This is a genomic window from Ruegeria lacuscaerulensis, assembly GCF_013031245.1.
GTDB classification, from domain to species: Bacteria; Pseudomonadota; Alphaproteobacteria; order Rhodobacterales; family Rhodobacteraceae; genus Ruegeria; species Ruegeria lacuscaerulensis_C.
Map to the genome: position 1 here is coordinate 49,141 of NZ_WPZL01000016.1, position 17,125 is coordinate 66,265.

At 57.6% G+C, this 17,125-nt stretch carries 16 protein-coding genes; 13 read left to right on the top strand and 3 right to left on the bottom strand.

The window, feature by feature from the left end; translation table 11 throughout:
- The first annotated feature begins 404 nt into the window (after positions 1 to 404).
- Positions 405 to 1,184: an IclR family transcriptional regulator gene (locus GOX66_RS16780; RefSeq protein WP_170763890.1), complete on the top strand. Its 780-nt coding sequence runs from the start codon at positions 405 to 407 to the stop codon at positions 1,182 to 1,184.
- Positions 1,185 to 1,218: 34 nt separating this feature from the next.
- Positions 1,219 to 2,571, top strand: a complete 1,353-nt coding sequence (locus tag GOX66_RS16785) for an aminotransferase class III-fold pyridoxal phosphate-dependent enzyme (RefSeq protein ID WP_170763891.1) — start codon at positions 1,219 to 1,221, stop codon at positions 2,569 to 2,571.
- Positions 2,572 to 2,604: 33 nt separating this feature from the next.
- Here GOX66_RS16785 and hpaR read toward each other — a convergent pair whose 3' ends face one another.
- Complete coding sequence (hpaR, locus tag GOX66_RS16790; protein WP_170763892.1) at positions 2,605 to 3,045, bottom strand: homoprotocatechuate degradation operon regulator HpaR; 441 nt, start codon at positions 3,043 to 3,045, stop codon at positions 2,605 to 2,607.
- Positions 3,046 to 3,151: 106 nt separating this feature from the next.
- On the opposite strand from hpaR, the gene GOX66_RS16795 reads away from it, so the two are divergent.
- The 11 genes from GOX66_RS16795 to GOX66_RS16845 all read left to right on the top strand — a co-directional run bounded on the left by GOX66_RS16795 (position 3,152) and on the right by GOX66_RS16845 (position 14,295).
- Positions 3,152 to 3,535: a 5-carboxymethyl-2-hydroxymuconate Delta-isomerase gene (locus GOX66_RS16795; RefSeq protein WP_170763893.1), complete on the top strand. Its 384-nt coding sequence runs from the start codon at positions 3,152 to 3,154 to the stop codon at positions 3,533 to 3,535.
- 2 nt (positions 3,536 to 3,537) lie between these two features.
- Positions 3,538 to 5,049 carry a 5-carboxymethyl-2-hydroxymuconate semialdehyde dehydrogenase gene (gene hpaE, locus GOX66_RS16800; RefSeq protein WP_170763894.1) on the top strand — a complete coding sequence of 504 codons (1,512 nt, stop codon included), beginning with the start codon at positions 3,538 to 3,540 and terminating at the stop codon, positions 5,047 to 5,049.
- 52 nt (positions 5,050 to 5,101) lie between these two features.
- Positions 5,102 to 5,956, top strand: coding sequence for a 3,4-dihydroxyphenylacetate 2,3-dioxygenase (hpaD, locus tag GOX66_RS16805; protein ID WP_170763895.1), 855 nt, complete (start codon positions 5,102 to 5,104; stop codon positions 5,954 to 5,956).
- Positions 5,957 to 6,213: 257 nt separating this feature from the next.
- A complete protein-coding gene (locus tag GOX66_RS16810) occupies positions 6,214 to 7,611 on the top strand; it encodes a pyridoxal phosphate-dependent decarboxylase family protein (protein WP_170763896.1) in 1,398 nt (465 codons plus the stop codon).
- On the top strand, positions 7,608 to 8,462 hold the full coding sequence (locus GOX66_RS16815; RefSeq protein ID WP_170763897.1) for a fumarylacetoacetate hydrolase family protein: 855 nt from the start codon (positions 7,608 to 7,610) through the stop codon (positions 8,460 to 8,462). Before GOX66_RS16810 ends, GOX66_RS16815 begins: the two co-directional genes overlap by 4 nt.
- An 8-nt stretch (positions 8,463 to 8,470) precedes the next feature.
- Positions 8,471 to 9,271: a 2-oxo-hept-4-ene-1,7-dioate hydratase gene (hpaH, locus tag GOX66_RS16820; protein WP_170763934.1), complete on the top strand. Its 801-nt coding sequence runs from the start codon at positions 8,471 to 8,473 to the stop codon at positions 9,269 to 9,271.
- 11 nt (positions 9,272 to 9,282) lie between these two features.
- Positions 9,283 to 10,341, top strand: coding sequence for an aldolase/citrate lyase family protein (locus GOX66_RS16825; protein ID WP_170763898.1), 1,059 nt, complete (start codon positions 9,283 to 9,285; stop codon positions 10,339 to 10,341).
- 50 nt (positions 10,342 to 10,391) lie between these two features.
- Complete coding sequence (locus GOX66_RS16830; RefSeq protein ID WP_170763899.1) at positions 10,392 to 11,120, top strand: metallophosphoesterase family protein; 729 nt, start codon at positions 10,392 to 10,394, stop codon at positions 11,118 to 11,120.
- Between the two features lie 196 nt (positions 11,121 to 11,316).
- Positions 11,317 to 11,703, top strand: coding sequence for an acyl-CoA thioesterase (locus GOX66_RS16835; RefSeq protein ID WP_170763900.1), 387 nt, complete (start codon positions 11,317 to 11,319; stop codon positions 11,701 to 11,703).
- A 298-nt stretch (positions 11,704 to 12,001) separates the two neighbouring features.
- Positions 12,002 to 13,042 (top strand): phosphotransferase family protein, encoded by a 1,041-nt coding sequence (locus GOX66_RS16840; RefSeq protein WP_170763901.1) that lies wholly within the window; start codon positions 12,002 to 12,004, stop codon positions 13,040 to 13,042.
- 11 nt (positions 13,043 to 13,053) lie between these two features.
- Positions 13,054 to 14,295, top strand: a complete 1,242-nt coding sequence (locus GOX66_RS16845) for an acyl-CoA dehydrogenase family protein (RefSeq protein WP_170763902.1) — start codon at positions 13,054 to 13,056, stop codon at positions 14,293 to 14,295.
- A 6-nt stretch (positions 14,296 to 14,301) separates the two neighbouring features.
- Here GOX66_RS16845 and GOX66_RS16850 read toward each other — a convergent pair whose 3' ends face one another.
- Positions 14,302 to 15,081, bottom strand: coding sequence for a carnitinyl-CoA dehydratase (locus tag GOX66_RS16850; RefSeq protein WP_170763903.1), 780 nt, complete (start codon positions 15,079 to 15,081; stop codon positions 14,302 to 14,304).
- Positions 15,082 to 15,084: 3 nt separating this feature from the next.
- A complete protein-coding gene (locus GOX66_RS16855) occupies positions 15,085 to 17,100 on the bottom strand; it encodes an acetate--CoA ligase family protein (RefSeq protein ID WP_170763904.1) in 2,016 nt (671 codons plus the stop codon).
- Positions 17,101 to 17,125 lie beyond the last annotated feature (25 nt).

Genomic DNA, 17,125 nt, shown 5'->3' on the forward strand with positions numbered 1-17,125 from the left:
TATGTCAAAGGCAGCTTGCGCTCGCAAAACCGAACCTGCTGCTGACGGTTGTGGCAATGGTAATTTGTGACGGAGCGGAAACGGCCAAGAAGCACAGTTTTTTTCTTACTGTGTCCCACCAGTTCCTTCCAATTCCTGTATGGCAGATTTTCGCTTGTTGCGTCCACGAGGGGACAAGACAGGAAGATACCGACGGGATCGACCGGGTTCGAATTGAGTTCGGGCATGTCGACTCCCGGTCTCATGGCCGACACAAAAACTACGAAAGTATCGATGGCGTTTCTGTCCGTCCGAGAGGATGCACTTCGTAAACGGTTTTAATAATGAACCAAGGTAGCAAAAAATACATTGCGTTGTTAATTTAAACCTGTCAGATATATCCTCAGCGGGAGGAGGCACGACAAATGGGTACAGCGCTAAATGCCCTTAAAATGCTCGAGTACTTTTCAAGTTCACAGCCGTATATCGGCCTGAGTCAAATTGCGCGGCTGTCCGGGCTGAACAAGGCGACAGCTCTTCGCCACCTGCGCGCGCTTGAAGAATTTGGATTGATCGAACAGAACCCGCAGTCGAAATCCTACACAATCGGGCCAGCGGCATTGCGGCTGGCGGCATTACGTGAAATCGCTAAGCCCGGCCTTGAAGGGGCTCGCCAGAAAATGCAGGAGGCCATGCAGGCAGTCGGCGAAAGCCTGCACCTTACTTTGCTGGAAAAAGACGACTTGCAAACCGCATTGGTGGTCGAGGCCACACAGCACGTCGTGCGTGTAAGCTTAGATCCAAGCGAAACCATCCCGATCAATGCAACTGCCTCCGGTCTGTGCATGCTAACCTTCGGTCCCTCGTTTCTTCGCGAGCGTCTCGATTCTGACACCCTGACCCGCTTTACCGACCAGACACTCACCGAACCGGATGCGATCCGACAACGCATTGCTCAGATCAGCCGGGCAGGGTGGGCCAACAGTAAAGGGAGTTACGAGGATGGCGTCTTCGGCTTTGCAGCGCCGATCTTCGGCATAGATCAGATTGCGATCGGAACAATTGCAATCGCCGTTCCCGAAGCCCGTGCCACCGATGAGCGGCGTTCCCTGCTTTTGACATCACTATTCAATCTCTCAAAGGAACTGACCGCAAACTTTGGCGGCCAGATGCCAGACACTTATCCAACCGAGTTCCACCTGTGACTGGCGGTGGATACAATCCCTGGAGACACGCGATATGAAAGACTCGAACTTTCTTAAGGAAAACAACGCGCGCCACTTCTGGCATCCGATGGCGCATCCTGCCGACAGTCAGAAGAACCCGCCAACCATCCTGACAGGAGGTGAAGGCGTCAGCATCATTGATGTGGACGGTCACAAGGCCATCGATGCCGTGGGCGGGCTGTGGAACGTCAATCTGGGGTACTCCTGCGAGCCGGTTAAACAGGCGATTGCCGATCAGTTGAACGCGCTGCCCTATTACTCGACCTTTCGCGGGACCAGTAACGACAAGGCGATTGAACTGTCTTACGAACTGGCGCAGTTCTTTGAGCCTGACGGATTGACCCGTGCGTTTTTCACTTCGGGCGGTTCGGACTCGGTTGAGATTGCACTGAAACTGGCGCGCCAATACCACAAGGTGCGAGGCCAGGAGGGGCGAACCAAGTTCATTAGCCTGAAGCAGGGTTATCACGGCACCCATTTCGCCGCCGCCTCGGTCAACGGTAATCAAAAGTTCCGCGCGGCTTATGAACCGATGATGCCGGGCTGTTTCCACGTGCCTGCCCCCTGGACCTATCGCAACCCGTTCGACGAAACCAACCCCGAGCGTTTGGCGCAGCTCTGCGTCAAGGCGCTGGAGGCCGAGATCGCGTTCCAGGGCGCGAACACCGTCGCCGCCTTCATCATGGAGCCGGTTCTTGGCGCAGGCGGTGTTATCCCGCCGCACAAGAGCTTTATGCCCATGGTGCGTGAAGTCTGCTCGAAACACGGCATCCTGCTGATCTCGGACGAAATCATCACAGCATTCGGCCGTACAGGCAGCGAAAGCGGCGCGCGTCACTGGGGCGTGCAACCTGACATCATGACGACCGCCAAGGCCATTACCAACGGCTACTTCCCGTTTGGCGCGGCGATGATTTCCGGTGCGGTTGCCGAGGTGTTTGAAAGCGACACCACCGGCATGGCGTCGGTTGACCAAGGCTACACCTATTCCGGCCACCCGGTCGGCGCGGCGGCAGCTCTGGCTGCACTATCCGAAATCAACCGTCTGCGAGTTTGGGAAAACGCGGCGGCGCGTGGGGCCGAGCTGTTCGCTGGGCTTCAAAAGCTGGCTGACAAGTATGACGTAATCGGAGACGTGCGCGGAGGCGAAGGCCTGATGTGCGCGCTGGAGCTGGTCTCGGATCGCGCCACCAAGACGCCAATTGCCAAGCACCAGCCGTTGCAGGTTCAAAAGGCAGCCTACGAAGACGGTGTGATGGTCCGGGTGTCGGGCAACAACATTATCCTGTCACCGCCGCTGGTCATCACTACGGACGATGTGGCCAAGATCCTGTCGGCGCTGGATACCGGCCTGGCAAGCCTGTAGGTGGCGTGTTGACCCCGTCTTTCAAAGGCGGGGTCAGACCTTGACCGCCTGCAACTCCTCAAGCAGGTCCAGCAGGTTATCCAGCTTCTCGCGCCCCATCTGGGTCTCGATGTTTTCCGAGATGGCCAGCGAAGCTGCAAGGTTATTCGCAAGAATCCGGCGACCTTCCTCGGTGATCTTTACCATCGAGCGGCGCTTGTCCTGGCTGTCCTGACGGCGGGTAATCTGGCCGTCGGTCTCCATAGAGCGAAGAATGCGGGTGAGGCTGGGCAAGAGCAGGCAGGCTTCGTTGGCTATGGTGCTTTGTTCCACTTCGCCCAGCTCGTCCAGCACGCGCAGGATGCGCCATTTCTGCTCGGTCAGATTGATGTCCTGCAGCATGTCGCGAATGGGCGCCATGACAGTTTCGCGCGCGCGCAGCAGTGCGATTGGCAGTGATCGGGACGTGCTTTTGCTGTGGCTTTGTGTGTTCATGCCGCCTTCTAGAGCGCCATTCCGGAAATTGCAAAGATTAACAAAACAAGTTCTTGACGGATGCGATTCAATTTACTAAACATGTTAATAATTAAGAGGGGAAGACATGCCACACTTCCACGTCGAATATTCCGGTAATCTGGAAGATCGGGTCGACATGAGCGGCTTGTGCGAACGCATCCGAGCGACTGCGGCAAAGATCGACACCTTTCCCGTGGCGGGAATACGGGTGCGGGCGACGCGTGTTGACCATTACGCAATTGCGGATGGAAACCCCGCGCATGGCTTTGTCGATATATCCATCCGGCTGCGTGCGGGCCGCTCGGGAGAAGTCAAGCAAGACGCAACACAGACCATTTTCGAAGCTTGCCGCGAATTTCTGGCTCCGGCCATGAAGGAACACCCGATCGCGCTGTCGCTCGAAATGCGCGACATCAACCCCGACCTTTCGCCCAAAACGGGCACCATTCGAGACCATCTGCGGAGCTGAACATGAGCGTGCTTGACGAAAACATCGAAAAACTGGCCGGCTTTCTGAATCGGTTCAAGGAAACGGGCATCCGGAACCGTATCGCGGGCGAGGATCGTGATGGCGCCGCTGGTGTTTTTCAATCCATTTCGCCCGTCGACAAATCCGTAATCTGCGACGTGGCGCGCGGCAACGAATCCGACGTGGACGCCGCCGCAACCGCCGCTGCTGAGGCGTTTCCAGCCTGGCGCGACATGCCCGCGACGGAACGCCGCCGCATCCTGCTGAACGTCGCCGACGCCATCGAAGCGCGCGCCGAGGAAATCGCTCTCTGCGAATGCTGGGACACCGGCCAGACCCTGCGCTTCATGTCCAAGGCGGCGCTCCGTGGGGCCGAGAACTTCCGCTACTTCGCCGATCAGGTGGTACAGGCGCGGGACGGCCAGCATCTGAAATCACCGACGCTGATGAATGTCACCACACGCACGCCCATCGGCCCGGTTGGTGTGATCACCCCGTGGAATACACCCTTCATGCTGTCGACGTGGAAAATCGCGCCGGCGCTGGCGGCCGGTTGTACAGTGGTTCACAAGCCGGCCGAGGATTCGCCTTTGTCGGCGCGTCTTCTGGTTGAGATTGCCGAAGAGGCCGGCCTGCCCAAAGGTGTGCTGAACACCGTAAACGGCTATGGCCATGACGCGGGCAAACGCCTGACCGAGCACCCCGCGATCAAGGCTATCGCCTTTGTCGGCGAAAGCCGCACCGGCAGTATCATCACCAAACAGGGCGCCGATACGTTGAAGCGGATGCATCTGGAACTGGGCGGTAAGAATCCGGTTGTCGTGTTTGACGACGCGGATCTGGACCGGGCCCTGGATGCTGTGATCTTCATGATCTTCTCGATCAACGGCGAGCGCTGCACCTCGTCCTCGCGCCTGCTGATCCAGGACACGATCAAAGAAGAGTTCGAGGCCAGGCTGATCGAACGGGTCAACAACATCAAAGTCGGCCACCCGCTGGACCCGGCGACAGAAATCGGGCCGCTGGTCACCGAAGAACACTACAATAAGGTCACCAGCTATTTTGACATCGCCAAAGAGGACGGCGCGACCGTTGCCGCCGGTGGTGTAAAGCTGGGCGACCAGGGCTATTTCGTGCGACCCACCGTGTTCACCAATGCTAACAACAAGATGCGCATTGCCCAGGAAGAGATATTTGGGCCGGTCCTGACCTCCATCCCCTTCAGCACCGAAGATGAGGCGCTGGCGATGGCCAATGACACGGCTTATGGCCTGACCGGCTATGTCTGGACCAACGACCTGAGCCGTGCGCTGCGCTTTACCGACAAGCTTGAGGCCGGGATGATCTGGGTGAATTCGGAAAATGTCCGCCACCTGCCCACCCCGTTCGGCGGGGTCAAGGCCTCGGGCATCGGTCGCGACGGCGGCGACTGGAGTTTCGAATTCTACATGGAACAAAAACACATCGGATTTGCGACAGGTCAGCACAAAATTATGCAATTGGGCAAACTGTAACGACCAGCCTGTCAGGACTCGCGCAGCATACTCTAAACTCCAGGAGGAAATTATGGGAGAACTCGTACTTGCCGCCAAGATGACCCACGTCCCCACACTGCTCATGTCCGAGCAGGATGGGCCAATCAAAGGTAAACGCCAGCCCGCGATTGACGGTCACAGGGAAATCGCGCGACGCGCCAAAGAACTGGGCGCGACCACAGTGGTCATCTGCGACACTCACTGGGTGATCAACGCCGGTTTTCACATCAACGCCAACGACAAATTCGAGGGCGTGTTTACCTCAAACGAATTCCCCCAGTTTATTCAGGATCTTCCTTATTCCTATCAGGGCCACCCGGAACTGGGCGACGCGATTGCGAAAATCGCGTCGGACAAGGGTGCCTATACGTTGGCGCATCACCTCGACAGCCTTGAACTGGAATATGGTACGCTGGTTCCGATGCGGTTTATGAGCCGCGAGCATGACATGAAGGTCGTTTCGGTTGCGGCGTGGGCTACAGTCCACAGCCATGATGAAAGCCGCATTGTGGGTGAGGCCATCCGCGAAGCCATTGAGGCCAGCGACGAAAAGGTCCTGCTGGTCGCCTCTGGGTCTCTGTCACACAAGATCTGGGCCAACAAGGACTATGCCGCCAACAACGGCACCTTCACCATCAGCTCGGAATTCAACCGACAAATGGATCTGCACGTGCTGGAGATGTGGAAGAACGGCGATCATGCCACCTTCCTCAAGATGCTGGGAGATTACGCCAATTTCTGCTGCGGCGAAGGCTCGATGCATGACACGTCGATGCTTTATGGTGCGCTGGGTTGGGACGCGTATGACAAAAAATGTGAAGTTGTGACCGAGTACTTCCCCAGCTCTGGAACAGGCCAAACCAATGTCATATTCCCGGTCCAGTGAGTTATTTCCGGACTGCGCCAACAAATGCACGGATCAGCACTCCCTGTTATTCTGTGTATTTGGGCTTCTGCAACGGTGAGATTGATAGCTACTTCCCGCAATTGGGAACTTCGGGAAAGAGTCAGGCAAAAGTCGACTTGTCTGTCTGACACCAACACGGGGAAAGGGAAAAAAATGGCAGACCTGCGTTTAGACGATCCTGTCCACTTCGTCGACGCCTCCCGCGAGGATTTCCAGCCGCAGAAGAAGGTTGGCTGATGAACTGGGACGAGTTTTCGCATTGGGGGCAGCACATTTCCAGATGGGCTGCCAACTACCACCAAACACTGGCAGAACGCCCGGTAAGGGCACAAACTGCGCCGGGAGAAATCTCGTGCCAGCTTGAAGAAGCGCCGCCTGAAACCGGGCAACCTATGGAAGCCATCATGGCCGATTTCGAGCGGATCGTGATGCCGGGCATGACCCACTGGCAGCATCCTCGCTTTTTTGCGTACTTTCCGGCCAATGCCGCACCACCATCCATGCTGGCAGAAATGCTGGTGACCACGATCGCCGCGCAATGCATGTTGTGGCAGACCTCGCCAGCAGCCACCGAGGTTGAAGGTGTCATGGTCGATTGGTTGCGCCAGGCGCTCGGGTTGCCCGGCGGCATGACCGGGGTCATTCAGGACAGTGCGTCGTCGGCTACATTGTCCGCTGTTCTGACCATGCGTGAGCGGGCCACCGGGTTCACGGGCAATCGGGATGGGTTGAACACTAAGGGTGCATTGCGGATCTATTGCTCGGATCAGGTTCATTCGTCGATTGATCGGGCATGCTGGGTTGCCGGGATCGGTGAGAACAATCTGGTTAAACTGCCTGCGAATGGTCCCACATTTGCAATTGATGCAATTGCGCTGGAGGCCGCTATTCAAGCTGACATTACAGCTGGTCACATTCCGGCTGGCATCATTGCGATCACGGGTGGTACTGGTGTCGGGGCCTGCGATGACCTGAACGCAGTGGCTGATATCGCGCGGAAATACGACCTCTATACCCATTTGGACGCCGCATGGGCTGGATCGGCCATGATCTGTCCGGAATTCCGCGACGCGTTATGGTCCGGGGCGGATCGTTATGACAGCATCGTCTTCAATCCGCATAAATGGTTGGGCGCACAATTCGACTGTGCCATCCAGTTCCTGAAAGACGCAAAGCCGCAGCTGGACACTCTGAAAATCGAGCCCGAATACCTTAAGACCACTGGTGCGGATGTTACGAACTATTCGGAATGGACCATTCCTCTGGGTCGCCGGTTCCGGGCGTTGAAAATCTGGTTCCTCTTACGCTCATACGGGTTGGAAGGACTGCGCACGCGGATTCGGAATCATGTTGCCTGGGCGCAGGAACTGGCAGAGTTGATCGGGGCAATGGACGGGTTTGAAATCACGACCGGCCCGATCCTCAGCCTGTTTTCCTTTCGTTGTCCCGGTGACGATGACACGCAGCAAAGGCTGGTCGATGCCCTGAACGAAGACGGCCGGATTTACCTGACACAAGGTATGTTTGACGGTCGTAAGATCATTCGGTTTCAGGTCGGGCAATTCGATACAACACGAGATGACGTGCTGATGGCTGCAACAGTCATCCGCGAAGTTTGGGGGAAGCTCTCATGAAATTTGCCACCTACACCGCCGATGGTGAGACCTTTTTTGGGGCCATCACCGATGAAGGCGCGACTGCATTGAACGGTGATTTTCCCGAGCACGCCAGCCTTTATGAAGTGATTGCAGCAGGCGCGTTCGATCAACTGGCCGGGGCGGCAGCGGGCAAACCTGTGACTCATACGGATTTCACCTATGAGATGGTGATGCCCGACGTGCGGCGCATTCTCTGCGTGGGGGTGAACTTTCCTGACCGCAACGCCGAATACAAAGATGGCAGCGCGCAACCGAAATACATGTCTCTGTTCCCCCGCTTTGCCAGCGGCTTTACCGGTCATGACCGCCCGCTGATCCGTCCGCCGGAAAACCCCACGCTGGATTATGAGGGTGAAGTGGCGATAGTGATCGGCAAAACCGGGCGCCGGATTTCTCAGGCCGACGCCTATGACCACATTGCCGCGCTGACTCTGTGTAACGAAGGCACGATCCGCGACTGGGTGCGCCACGCCAAGTTCAACGTCACGCAGGGCAAGAACTGGGACCGTTCCGGTGCCATCGGCCCGTGGCTGGTTCCCTTCACCGACGCGGCGCAACTGGATGACGCCCGCATTCAGACCCGTGTGAATGGCGAATTGCGCCAGGACGACACCCTGAACCGTATGATGTTCCCGATCCGGCGCGAGATCGAATATATCTCGACATTCATGACGCTGCAGCCCGGCGACATCATCGTCACCGGCACCCCCACTGGCGCAGGTGCGCGGTTTGACCCGCCGAAATACCTGGCCCCCGGTGACGTGGTGGAAATCTCGGTCGACGGTATCGGCACCCTGCGCAACAGTATCGAGGACGAACAGGTATGACCCCCCCGATGACTGCGGACGATCACGCCAGTGCTGCCGCCGATCTGCTGCAAGCCGAGCGCAGCCGCGAACAGATCGGCCTGCTGACACTGCGCCACCCCGGGATGGGTATGGACGACGCCTATGAGGTACAGAAGGCCATCTACCGCCAGAAACTGGCCGAGGGGCGCAGTGTGATCGGCTGGAAGATCGGGCTGACCTCGAAAGCGATGCAATACGCACTGAACATCGATATTCCCGACAGTGGAATTCTGTTCGACGACATGGCGTTCGACAATGGCAGCACCGTGCCTGCGGGCCGCTTCATCCAGCCCCGGATTGAGGCCGAGATCGCCTTTGTGATGAAATCCGCAGTTGGTGGTGAATACGTCACGCGTGACAATATTATCTCGGCCACCGACTATGTCGCGCCGTCGATCGAAATCCTCGACACGCGCATTCAGCGGGTTGATCCGGAAACGAACAAAGCGCGCACCGTCTTTGATACGATCAGCGACAACGCCGCCAATGCGGGCATCGTGCTGGGCGCCGAGCGTCACGCGGTCGATGCCTTTGATCTGCGCTGGGTCGGCGCGCTGACTTTCCGCAACGGCGAGGTCGAGGAAACGGGCTTAGGCGCAGGTGTGCTGAATGATCCGGTCGAAAGCGTGGTCTGGCTGGCCCGCCGCATGGCGCAATACGGCCAGAGCATCGAACCCGGTCAGGTGATCCTGTCGGGCAGCTTCATCCGGCCCGTCGAATGCCCCTCGGGCACGAAAATCCACGCCGACTTTGGGTTTTTCGGCTCGGTCGATATAAATTTCGCATAAGGAATACCGCCATGCCCGCGCCCAAAAACCCCTTCAAGGCCGCGCTTGCAAAAGGGGAATTGCAAATTGGTTGCTGGCTGGGTTTGGCGGATCCGTATGTGGCTGAAATAAGCGCCACCGCCGGTTTTGACTGGCTGTTGGTGGATGCCGAACACGCGCCGAATGATCTGCGCTCCATAACCGGGCAGCTTCAGGTTATCGCAGCCTATGACAGCCACGCCATTGTCCGGCCGCCCATCGGTGAAACCTGGGTGGTCAAGCAATTGCTTGATGCTGGCGCACAGACCTTATTGATTCCCATGGTCGAAAGCGCCGATCAGGCCCGCGAACTGGTCAAAGCGGTTACCTATCCGCCACATGGTGTGCGGGGTGTTGGCTCTGCTCTGGCGCGCGCGTCGCAATTCGCGGCCATTGGCGATTACCTTACAACCGCGCGGGATGAAATATGCCTGCTGTTGCAGGTCGAAAACCGGGCAGGCATGGCCGCGCTGGACGACATCCTGACGGTAGACGGCGTTGACGGCGTTTTTATCGGCCCGTCCGACCTGGCCGCTGATATGGGCTTTATCGGGAATGCAGGCGCGGAAGACGTCAAGCCCGAAGTGTTAAATGGCCTGCGCAAGATCGTTGCGGCGGGCAAGGCTGCGGGTATCCTCACACTGGATCCCGGGATGCAAAAAGCCTGCGTCGAGCTTGGCGCCACCTTTGTTGCCACGGAAATCGACGTAACGCTCTTTGCCAGAAACATGCGCGCTTCGGCTGAAAACGGGCTGAGCCTGTTGCCGGATCAAAGTGTTTCGGGTGTGGCGCGGACGGCCTCGGCAAGAAAATACCTGCAGCAGCTTTGCAAGCACTGGTCCCACAAGGCCGAAGTGAACTTTGATGCGGATGAGGGCCACGTGTCCTTCCCGGACGGAAGTAGTGTCACACTGAAGGCTGATGACAACAAGCTGACCGTTGCGGCGGTGACCGGTCCGCGAGGCGATCTGGCCCGATGGCAGAATGTGATTGAGGACCATCTTGTTCGTTTCGCCTACCGTGAAGAACTCAAAATCGACTGGTCTGAGTGAAGCCTAAAAAGGGCTTTGCCCATCCAAAAGCACTAAGCAGAAAAAGCGTTATGCCTGAAAACATTTATGCCATTGGGGATATTCACGGTCAGTTGGGGATGCTCGAAGACGTGCTGTCTCGCATCGAAAAAGATGGAGGTTCCGACGCCAGGATCGTCTTTATTGGCGATTACACGGACCGGGGGGCGCATAGCCGCGAAATTCTGGATTTGCTCGTTCAGGGTCAGGTCGAAGGGAGAAACTGGATCTTCCTGCGTGGGAACCATGACCAGATGTGTGCAATGTTCCTGGAAGACTATCCGCGCAACGATGCGCGGCTTCTGCTCGGCTATCACTGGCTTCACCCCCGGATCGGCGGGATTGAAACGCTGCAATCTTACGGCGTAAGGGTTGCAGATGGGGATCGGATTTATCAAATCCACGCCAGGGCCAAAGAGGTCGTCCCGCAGGCCCATATCGACTTTCTGAGCGGGCTAAAGCCCTTTCATCAGGAGGGCGAGCTTCTGTTCGTACATGCGGGCATTAGACCAGGTATCGATCTGGGTCAGCAGGACCACGACGATCTGATCTGGATTCGTGATGAGTTTTTGGACCACAAAGAGTCTTACCCGTGGTTGGTTGTTCACGGACATAGCCATGTTTCCAACCCGGAACACCACGGAAACCGCATCAATCTGGATACCGGAGCAGGGTACGGTCACGCGTTGACGGCTGCCGTATTCGAAGGAACAGAGTGCTGGATATTGGGGCCTGATGGGCGGGCAAAACTGTCACCGTGACGTTTGACGGGTTGTGACTCTACTTTCTGGTACATGTCACTTTTTGATCAGCAGCGTTAGGACGCTCGGGCCATGGTCCTGACTTGCCACCTGAGTCAATCGGTGTGAAGCATTGGTTCAAAGCTGTCAGGCTTTCCCGCGACGTACTGGAAACGCCTGCGACCACAGCCGCGCAAAAGTTCGAAAAGGCACAGATATGAGCGACGAAACTCCAATGGGTGAACTGACATTGCGCACGGCGGCCATGCCGGCGGATGTCAACGTAAATGGCGATATTTTTGGCGGTTGGGTACTGAGTCAGATGGACATCGCCGGCGGGATCGTCGCGGGCACTCGGGCGCGGGGTCGCGTTGCCACAATCGCGGTTGACGCAATGAAGTTCATTCGCCCGGTCAAGGTCGGTGACGTGTTGTGCATCTATGGCGAAGTCGTCCGGGTCGGGCGCACGTCAATGGCTGTCTCGATTGAGGCATGGGTCTTGCGGGGGATAATCGGTGTCCGCGAAAAGGTCACAGAGGCCGTGTTCACTATTGTCGCCATTGACGAGAATCGACAGCCTCGCCCGGTTCCGGAAGAAGAGTGAAGTCAGGCCAGCCGCAATCTCGATTTTTCGCAGGATAATCTGGCTGTGAATGTCGATCAGGCTCGTCCGGAACAGACGTGTGCTAATGGGTGGTCAAACCTGTCGTTGTGTCACATGGGTCAGTTCATGTTCGGCATAGGTGGTGTCGAATACGGCAAAAAGGTTCAGGCCTGATTGATTGAGTTTGATCGCCAAATCCTTCACCGAATGTGCGGCAATGATCATATAAGTAAGTTTAACAGATGGCTTAACCGGCGATAGAGTGCTTGTTACCCCGGCGGATCACGGAGAATCCTTTATGACCTCTACTGGCATGGAACTCGATGTCGAACGCCTGTCGAACTATCTGGAGCGCAATATCGACGATTTTTCCGGCCCTCTGACCTATGAGAAGTTTTCGGATGGGCAATCTAACCCGACCTATCTGCTGTCCGCGGGTGGCTCGAAATACGTGCTGCGGCGCAAGCCGCCCGGTGATTTACTGCCATCGGCCCATGCGATAGACCGCGAATACCGCGTTCTTGAGGCGCTATATGACACCGAAGTTCCGGTCGCGAAGCCTTATGTGTTGTGTGACGTTACCGATATCATCGGGTCGATGTTTTATGTCATGGGCTACAAAGAAGGCCGGATATTCTGGAACCCGGCGCTGCCCGAACTTGGGATTGAAGATCACGCGCCCCTCTACGACGAGGTAATCCGGGTTCTGGCCGCGATGCATTCGGTGGATGTTAATGCAGTCGGCCTGGCGGATTACGGTAAACCGGGGAACTATTTCGAACGGCAATTCAGCCGCTGGACCAAGCAGTACCGTTCGGCGGAAACCGAAAACCTGCCCGAGATGGAGCGGCTGATGGACTGGCTGGGCCGCAACCTTCCGGTCGATGACGGATCGGTCAGCCTGATTCATGGCGATTTCCGTATCGACAATTTCATTTTCGCCCCGGATGTCCTTCGGATTGCCGCCGTTCTGGACTGGGAATTGTCCACTCTCGGCCACCCTTTGGCCGATCTGAGCTATTTCTGCGTCTGCCTCAGATTGCCTTCGAACGGGTTGATCCGGGGCCTGCAGGGGCAGGACCGCAAGGCGCTCAACATTCCATCCGAGGCTGACATGATTGACCGGTACTGCGCGCTGCGCGGGATACCAAAGGTAGAGAACTGGACTTCTTGTCTGGCGTTCTCGTTCTTCCGCATGGCCGCAATTGCGCAAGGTGTCTATAGCCGTGCCCTGGCGGGCAATGCGTCGAATGAGAACGCACTGGCTTTCAAGAACCTTGTTGGCCCTCTGGCGCGGCAAGCGCTCAGGGAGATCTCACAGGCAGGCGTTACTAACTGAAAGGGACCACAATGGATTTTGCCCCATCGCTCCGCGCAGCGGAAATGCAGGAACGTCTGAAGGCATTTATGGCGGCACATATCTACCCGCGCATCCGCGACCATAAAGAGGAAATCAAGGCGGGCAAATTTCCGGTCACGTTCATGGAGGACCTCAAGGCGCTGGCCAGGGCCGAAGGGTTGTGGAACATGTTCCTGCCCAGCTTGCGCGACGATGAGCCGGGCACAAGGCTGACCAATCTGGAATATGCTCCACTGGCCGAGCTGATGGGGCAGGTGAGCTGGTCCCCGGAAGTGTTCAACTGCAATGCGCCAGATACCGGCAACATGGAGCTGTTGCACATGTTCGCCACGCCCGCGCAGCGCGAGAAATGGCTGGTGCCCTTGCTGAATGGCGAAATCCGATCAGCCTTTGCGATGACCGAGCCGGATGTGGCCAGCTCGGACGCGACCAATATCACCACGTCGATCCGGCGTGAGGGGGATGAGTACGTCATCAACGGCCGCAAGTGGTTCATCACCAATGCCTGCCACCCGAACACAAAACTGTTCATCGTCATGGGCAAAACCGATCCCGATGCGGATCGGCGCAGGCAGCAGAGTATGGTCATCGTTCCCAAGGACGCGCCGGGTTTCGATATCATACGCAACCCAACAATCCTGAACATGCATGACCCCGAAGGCCACGCCGAACTGCTGTTCAAAGATGCCCGTGTGCCCGCCAGCAACCTATTGGGCGAAGAGGGCAGCGGTTTTGCTCTGGCGCAGGCGCGGCTGGGGCCGGGACGCATCCACCACTGTATGCGCTCGATCGGGGCGGCGGAAATGGCGCTGGCGCTGATGGTCGAACGCGCTCAGGAGCGGAAGGCGTTCGGCAAGCAACTATCGGAACAGGGCGTCATCCGTGAATGGATCGCGAAATCCCGGCTCGAAATCGAACAGGCGCGTTTGCTGACCCTGAAAGCGGCATGGAAAATCGATCAGGTCGGCGCAAAGGAAGCTTTCCGCGAAATCTCACTGATCAAAGTGGTGGCACCCAACGTGCATGCTACTGTGACCGATCGCGCGATGCAGGTCTTTGGAGCAATGGGTATGACGCCGGATACACCTCTGGCCGACAGCTATACTTGGGCGCGTGCGTTGCGGTATGCCGATGGCCCGGATGAGGTTCACTTGCAGGCTATCGCCAGGCAGGAGTTGAAAAACTCCAATTTTGGCATGTCAGCCCAATGGTTGACCCCTCCGCCGCGCTGACCGTCTTTACTTTCCTTTCCAGACCGGGGCGCGCTTTTCTGCAAAGGCGCGAGCGCCTTCCAACTGATCTTCGCTGGCATAGAGAACGTCCACCGTGCGCAACTGGCGATTGGTGATGCGGTTCATCGCATCCTGAAACTTGCTGTCCTCGGCATCGCGCACGACTTCCTTGATCGCTGCGTAAACCAGTGGCGGGCCTGACGCCAGCAGCCGGGCCAGTTCCCAGGCGCGGTCTGTCAACTGATCGGCCGGAACAATCTCATTCACCAGTCCCCACCGATTGGCCTCTTCGGCATCAAACCAGCGCCCGGTCAGCAGAAGCTCCATCGCAATGTGATAGGGGATGCGTTTGGGCAGCTTGACGCTGGCCGCGTCGGCAACTGTGCCCGAGCGGATTTCGGGGAGGGCAAAACTGGCGTGCTCAGCCGCCAGGATCATGTCCGCCGAAAGTGCCAGTTCCAGACCTCCACCACATGCGATGCCGTTTACGGCGGCGATGACAGGCTTGTTCAGATCGCGCAGCTCCTGCAGGCCACCAAACCCGCCGATACCGTAATCACCGTCAACGGCATCGCCATCCGCTGCGGCTTTCAGGTCCCAGCCGGGGCAAAAGAACTTATCACCTGCGCCGGTCACAATGGCGACGCGCAAGTCGGGGTCGTCGCGAAATTCAGCAAAGACCTCACCCATGATCTGGCTGGTGGCCAGATCAATAGCATTTGCCTTGGGTCGGTCCAGCGTCACTTCGAGGATTGCCCCATCACGGCGGGTTTTAATCGGGTCCATGTCTCAGGCCTTTCTGATTAGGGCATCAACTGCAACGGCCTTGTCCGGCGTACAGAGAAGCGGGTTGATTTCGACCTCGCAAAGCGTTTCGGCGTTTTGTGTCACATAGGTCTGAACGGCTTGAATCGCGTTGATAATCGCATCCATATCAGCCGCTGGCTGACCGCGATAGCCCGCCAGCAAGGGAGCGATTTTCAGTTTTCCGAGGGCGGCTTGGATGTCTTCTTGTGTGCTTGGGACCAACAGGGATGTCGTGTCGCGCAGCACTTCAGTCAGGACACCGCCCGCACCCAGAGTCAATACGAACCCGTGCGCTGGGTCCCGCACAACGCCCACCAGCAACTCGGCTACTGTACCGGTAATCATCTCTTCGATCAGGATCTCTTCGGTGTCGATATCGTTCGCAACATCGACGACATCCGCGACCTGAACACCCAGACGTATCGCGGCATATTCCGATTTATGCGCCAGCCCGACGCCCTTGACCGCAAACGGGGCTTCAAGTTCCTGCGCGGCAGCCCGCGCTTCGCCCGGGTTGCGCACCGTGCGGTTTTGTGGAACGCGCAAACCGCATCGGGCCAGTTCCTGTTTGGCTTCGCCTTCGGTCAGGGTATGCGTCGCTTCGGCCTTTCCCGGCAGGCAAACCGGATGAGATGCGGGCGCTGCAATCTGACCTGCCGCGCGTGCTGCGGACAGGGCTTCCTGTAGGCCCATCAGGGGAACAACACCGCCTGCCATAAGGTCTTGCGCCACGTCTTCGGGCAGGAGTTCCGGCAAAGTTGCTGCAACGGCAAAACGTGCGTTGGTTTCGTCGCGAACCTTTAGCGCGGCGCATGTCGCACAAGCCCAATCCGTCTGATCCGTGGTGGGGTAATCGACGATCGAGAATGTAAGGTCGATATCGTCTCCGGTCATTCCGGACCACGCCTTCGCCATCGCATCTTCGTCCCGCCAGATATAGGTGTGATAATCCAGCGGATTGTTCAGCGCGACCATCGGCCCAAGCGCATCGCGCAAGCGCGCTTTTTTGTCATCGGTCAGACGTGGGAAATTCAATCCTGTGCGCACCGCCATATCGGCGATAAGACTGGCCTCACCCCCGGAACAACTGATCGAAGCGATGTTGCCGCCCGGCAGCGGACCATAACAATGTAGTAGTTTCAGTGTTTCCAGAAATTCGGGCAGAGCGGACAGGCGTGAAATACCCAGCCGGTCCAGCAGAGCCTGCGCGCCGGCGTCACTGCCCGCCAGAGAAGCAGTGTGCGAAACGGTCGCTGCCTGCGCCTGTTCCGACGCGCCAACCTTGAGTGCGATCAGGGGAATACGTTTTCGATATGCCTTGGCAGCCAGTTCTTCCCACTCACGGACGTCCTTGAACCCCTCGACATGCAGGCCTACCGCCGTGACGCGCGGATCGTCGATCAATGCGGACGCGATTTCCGCCTGACTGGTCTGGGCCATGTTCCCGCAGGTCACCATATAGGCAATCGGCAGCCCCCGTTTCTGCATTGTCAGGTTGATCGAAATGTTCGAACTTTGCGTCAGGATCGCCACACCCTTTTCCACCGGCTTTGCACCGTGTTGGTCCGGCCACAGAAGCGCACCATCCAGCGCGTTGATGAATCCGTAGCAATTTGGCCCCAGGATGGGCATGTCGCCCGCAGCGGCAATCAGCTGATCCTGCAGGTCTCCACCCGAGTCGTCCTCGGCCACCGCCTCGGAAAAACCCGAGGCGAAGCAGACCGCGCCACCGGCACCCATGTCTGACAGCAGCCGCACAGCTTCGATCGTGGCGTGTCGGTTTATGCCAACGAAAACCGCATCCGGGACGGCAGGCAGGTCTTCGAGTTTGGAAAACACCGCATGCCCGGCGATTTCAATTGCCTTGGGGTGCACCGGCCAAATCTGCCCGGTAAAGCCCATGCGTTCCGATTGCCGGATAACCTGCTGGCACCACGTACCACCGCCTATGACGGCTATGGCTTTCGGACGCAGCAGCCGGGTAAGATCTTTGTTCATCGCGGTCCTGATCGTTTCTTTTAGA

Bases quoted from the DNA above. Each gene is read 5' to 3' on its own strand.
- hpaR (WP_170763892.1), bottom strand. From the start codon at position 3,045: ATGAACACACAAAGCCACAGCAAAAGCACGTCCCGATCACTGCCAATC.
- GOX66_RS16855 (WP_170763904.1), bottom strand. From the start codon at position 17,100: ATGAACAAAGATCTTACCCGGCTGCTGCGTCCGAAAGCCATAGCCGTC.
- GOX66_RS16830 (WP_170763899.1), top strand. From the start codon at position 10,392: ATGCCTGAAAACATTTATGCCATTGGGGATATTCACGGTCAGTTGGGG.
- hpaE (WP_170763894.1), top strand. From the start codon at position 3,538: ATGAGCGTGCTTGACGAAAACATCGAAAAACTGGCCGGCTTTCTGAAT.
- GOX66_RS16850 (WP_170763903.1), bottom strand. From the start codon at position 15,081: ATGGACCCGATTAAAACCCGCCGTGATGGGGCAATCCTCGAAGTGACG.
- GOX66_RS16780 (WP_170763890.1), top strand. From the start codon at position 405: ATGGGTACAGCGCTAAATGCCCTTAAAATGCTCGAGTACTTTTCAAGT.
- GOX66_RS16825 (WP_170763898.1), top strand. From the start codon at position 9,283: ATGCCCGCGCCCAAAAACCCCTTCAAGGCCGCGCTTGCAAAAGGGGAA.
- GOX66_RS16785 (WP_170763891.1), top strand. From the start codon at position 1,219: ATGAAAGACTCGAACTTTCTTAAGGAAAACAACGCGCGCCACTTCTGG.
- GOX66_RS16810 (WP_170763896.1), top strand. From the start codon at position 6,214: ATGAACTGGGACGAGTTTTCGCATTGGGGGCAGCACATTTCCAGATGG.
- GOX66_RS16840 (WP_170763901.1), top strand. From the start codon at position 12,002: ATGACCTCTACTGGCATGGAACTCGATGTCGAACGCCTGTCGAACTAT.
- hpaD (WP_170763895.1), top strand. From the start codon at position 5,102: ATGGGAGAACTCGTACTTGCCGCCAAGATGACCCACGTCCCCACACTG.
- GOX66_RS16815 (WP_170763897.1), top strand. From the start codon at position 7,608: ATGAAATTTGCCACCTACACCGCCGATGGTGAGACCTTTTTTGGGGCC.
- hpaH (WP_170763934.1), top strand. From the start codon at position 8,471: ATGACTGCGGACGATCACGCCAGTGCTGCCGCCGATCTGCTGCAAGCC.
- GOX66_RS16835 (WP_170763900.1), top strand. From the start codon at position 11,317: ATGAGCGACGAAACTCCAATGGGTGAACTGACATTGCGCACGGCGGCC.
- GOX66_RS16845 (WP_170763902.1), top strand. From the start codon at position 13,054: ATGGATTTTGCCCCATCGCTCCGCGCAGCGGAAATGCAGGAACGTCTG.
- GOX66_RS16795 (WP_170763893.1), top strand. From the start codon at position 3,152: ATGCCACACTTCCACGTCGAATATTCCGGTAATCTGGAAGATCGGGTC.